Annotated in this window: 1 protein-coding gene; it reads left to right on the top strand. The window is 38.8% G+C overall.

The features are described 5' to 3' along the window. Positions 1-405 (top strand): tyrosine-type recombinase/integrase (locus J7R05_RS08625; protein ID WP_208541907.1); only part of this gene is annotated, 405 nt, incomplete at both ends.

Raw genomic sequence — 405 nt, 5'->3', positions numbered from 1 at the left:
GTTTCCCTGCTTGGACAGAAGAAGATATCAATAAATATTATAAACAATGGACTCTTGGTCCACATGAACGTGTATGGCTTGATGTTCTTCTCTACACAGGCTTACGACGGGGAGATGTTGTACGCATCGGTTGGAAGGATGATAAAGATAATATCATTCATTTAAAAACAGAAAAAAGCAAATTTCAGACAGATGTTTTTCTTCCCATTTTACCCGAATTAACGAAAACACTTGAAACGGGTCCTATTGGTGATGAAACATGCATTTGTGGGAAAGGGGGAAAAAAACTTACCAAAGAAGCTTTTGGTAACTTGTTTAGAGATGCTTGTAATGCAGCAAGAATAAAAAAATCAGCCCAGGGTTTGAGAAAATTAGCCGCAACAAGAGCTGCCAATGCAGGGGCTA

The organism is Bartonella capreoli (genome assembly GCF_902813205.1).
GTDB classification, from domain to species: domain Bacteria; phylum Pseudomonadota; class Alphaproteobacteria; order Rhizobiales; family Rhizobiaceae; genus Bartonella; species Bartonella schoenbuchensis.
Note: the sequence above shows the minus strand (reverse complement) of the source record. Positions and strands in the feature narration are given on the sequence as shown.